2 protein-coding genes and 1 pseudogene are annotated in these 2,633 nt (G+C 47.5%); 1 reads left to right on the top strand and 2 read right to left on the bottom strand.

Features of this window, described 5'->3' with window-relative positions; translation table 11 throughout:
• Positions 1-118 precede the first annotated feature (118 nt).
• Positions 119-727, bottom strand: a complete 609-nt coding sequence (locus CINSTRO3249_RS14910) for a flagellar cap protein FliD N-terminal domain-containing protein (protein WP_084790265.1) — start codon at positions 725-727, stop codon at positions 119-121.
• Positions 728-1,432: 705 nt separating this feature from the next.
• Between CINSTRO3249_RS14910 and CINSTRO3249_RS17770 the strand changes: the two are divergent.
• Positions 1,433-1,956: pseudogene (locus CINSTRO3249_RS17770) on the top strand (flagellin FliC); the annotation flags it as partial.
• 448 nt (positions 1,957-2,404) lie between these two features.
• Here CINSTRO3249_RS17770 and CINSTRO3249_RS14900 read toward each other — a convergent pair.
• Positions 2,405-2,633, bottom strand: a 229-nt coding sequence (locus CINSTRO3249_RS14900; protein ID WP_143146879.1) for an integrase core domain-containing protein, incomplete at its 5' end; no start/stop codon positions are given.

Here is a 2,633-nt window from a genome sequence, read left to right as displayed (position 1 = left end):
ATATGCTGTTTAACCAGCGTCTGATATCGGCGGGTAAGGCGAGAGTCAATCCCGCCAACAGATAGGTTGAAATCATTCTGCAAAGTAATAACAGGTATCACGATAAATGTGTAGATACCTATGCTTCGACGGAGAGGGACATTTCGCCCGCCGAGCCAGAATCCTGCGCCCGCAAAATTAAACGTTGCGTGCCTTCATTGTCCACACTCTTCACTTCAGCGCGGATACCGGCATTTTTGCCGTTAATGGCTTTGGCAATGCCGGTCAGACTGGTTTCCTCCTGCGCGAGAGAAATAACGGTTTCTTTTATTTCGCCGTTTTCACCCTTCTGGCGGATTTTCAAGGTACGGGTTGCTGCGCTATCGCCCAATGGCGTGTCGATCCCTTTTTTCGTCGTTAATGACAGGGTGTGATTTTGCGCCAACTGATCAACCCGGATGTTATGGGCTCCCGCCATCGCGCCGCTGCTGGCGCTGGCGCTAAACGCCTTGTTCTCGCTCATTTTCATGGCGTAAAAGGCGTCATTTTTTAAGGCGTTGCTTTTCTCCAGCAGGGTTTGCAGGCTGGAGCGGATTTTACCCCAGGCGCTGATTTTACTTTCGATGTTTTTTTGCCGTAATTGATAGGGTTGCAGCAACAAAGTATTCTTTTTGGCCTGCATCTCCATGAGCGAATCGCTTATGCCTGTTACAGATATACCACCCATGCTTACTCTCCCGTTATTCATCAAGTGGGTTGTATGCAAGGCTATCGGCCGCGAAGAAGAAAAGTTTAATTGACCCAGGAGAACGAGAATTGGGCAATAATAGCTCTTCGGCAACGCCTGCGGTGAAACAAGGGTGGTACGCGTAAAGGATAAAGAGACACAAGTCTATCCTGTATCACAATAATACCTTCTCCCTGATCGCGAAAAACACGCCTGACCCACCACGCTGCCGGGGATATCGCGGTTGTTCGTCTGTCGTCCGGCTATAGCATTAATAGCGTCAATAAAAATGCAGCCAATTTCGTCATCGCCAACCGTTTCGCTGAATGACGGATTAACGGCACAGACGTTCTCGGTAATTCATTTGCCGCAAGCGGGTAAAGCGGTACTGGCGCAAGCCAATCCAGTGCCATCAGGATGATAGGCAAGTGCAATGCCAGCGCGCACCCAGCCGCTTATATCAGGTGACAACGGTAAGTCTCATCTTTGGTGAGCAACGATTGTGCAGCCTGGGATGTAATTATCCTTGTTATTTATGTGGGGTAGTGTTTGTTTGTGGTCAATTAAATACATTAGGTCAGTGTTTTGTCAGCACTTTAATACATAGTAGTCGGATAATTTTAAAGCTTTGAATTTCGGCGCCGATATCAGTTAGGCCAGCAGTAATGCTAATGCTTTTAATGTCACAACCTTATCCACAGCTACAATAAAGTAAAGGAAACTGCGATGTCCCAGGTCATTAACACCAATATCCTTTCCCTCACCGCGCAAAATAATCTTAATAAGTCGCAGAACTCGTTAAGTACCGCCATTCAGCGGCTGTCGTCCGGGCTGCGTATTAACAGCGCCAAGGATGATGCCGCCGGCCAGGCCATCAGCAACCGTTTTTCCTCGCTGATTAACGGCTTAACCCAAGCATCGCGTAACGCCAATGACGGTATTGCCGTGGCGCAGACCGCCGAAGGTGCCATCAATGAAGTGAATGAAAACCTACAGGCGATTCGCCGTTTGACGGTACAGGTAAAATCTACCGCTTCGATCTCCGATCGCCGATAAAAAATCTATCCAGGATGAGATCGGCAAGCGTTTGGAGGAAATTAATCGTATTGCTGAACAAACGGAATTCAACGGTATAAGAATATTAAGTGAAGATCAGAAGCTGGCTATTCAGGTCGGCGCCAACGATGGCCAGACTATTGATATTGATCTGTTCGATATGGGTATCGAAAAGCTGGGCATGAAGGATTTTAACGTTAATGATTCTATTAGTATTCCCGGCAAAGTAGGCGCACAAGTAACAACCGTAACGGGTAAAGTTGCGCCTAAGCTCAGCGGAGAAGACGCGGAGATAAATAAAACTGACAAAACAGTTTATGTTGATGACGATGGTAAAAATTATGTTAAGTCAAGTGGTAAGTATTATGAAGCGAAACGTGTAGGTAACACGAATAATTTTACCTTCGACTTAAAAGCTGCTGAGGCCACGCCAAATGGAACCCCTAAGGCATTAACTGAAATTGAAGCTACCAATCCGGTAACAGGATTGAACCCGGGTGAAACCCTTTATAAGTATACCGCAGAGGATGGGACTGAGGGCCACGTAATCAAAAGCCTGGATGACCAAGGCAAAGCGTCTTATTACCTGGCAACACTGGATGTGAATAACCCCGAGTTTATTAGAGAGTAATTTTGGCAATACTACGCCGCTTCCTCTGATGCTAATTGCAAAGCGTAATAGTTCATTTCGGCTTCAGTAGGAGGGATGTAACCCAGCCGCCCGAGCAGCCTTCTGTTGTTGTACCAGTCCACCCAGTCCAGCGTGGCCAACTCCACTTCCGTCCGGTTTTTCCAGCTCCCGCGGTGGATAACCTCCGTTTTGTACAACCCGTTGATACTCTCTGCCATCGCATTATCGTAGGAGTCGCCG

Source organism: Candidatus Sodalis sp. SoCistrobi (assembly GCF_900143145.1).
Taxonomy (GTDB): domain Bacteria; phylum Pseudomonadota; class Gammaproteobacteria; order Enterobacterales; family Enterobacteriaceae; genus SoCistrobi.
This window is presented reverse-complemented; position numbering and strand designations above follow the sequence as displayed.

Coding starts and splice junctions, on each gene's coding strand:
- CINSTRO3249_RS14910 (WP_084790265.1), bottom strand. CDS start 727: ATGAATAACGGGAGAGTAAGCATGGGTGGTATATCTGTAACAGGCATA.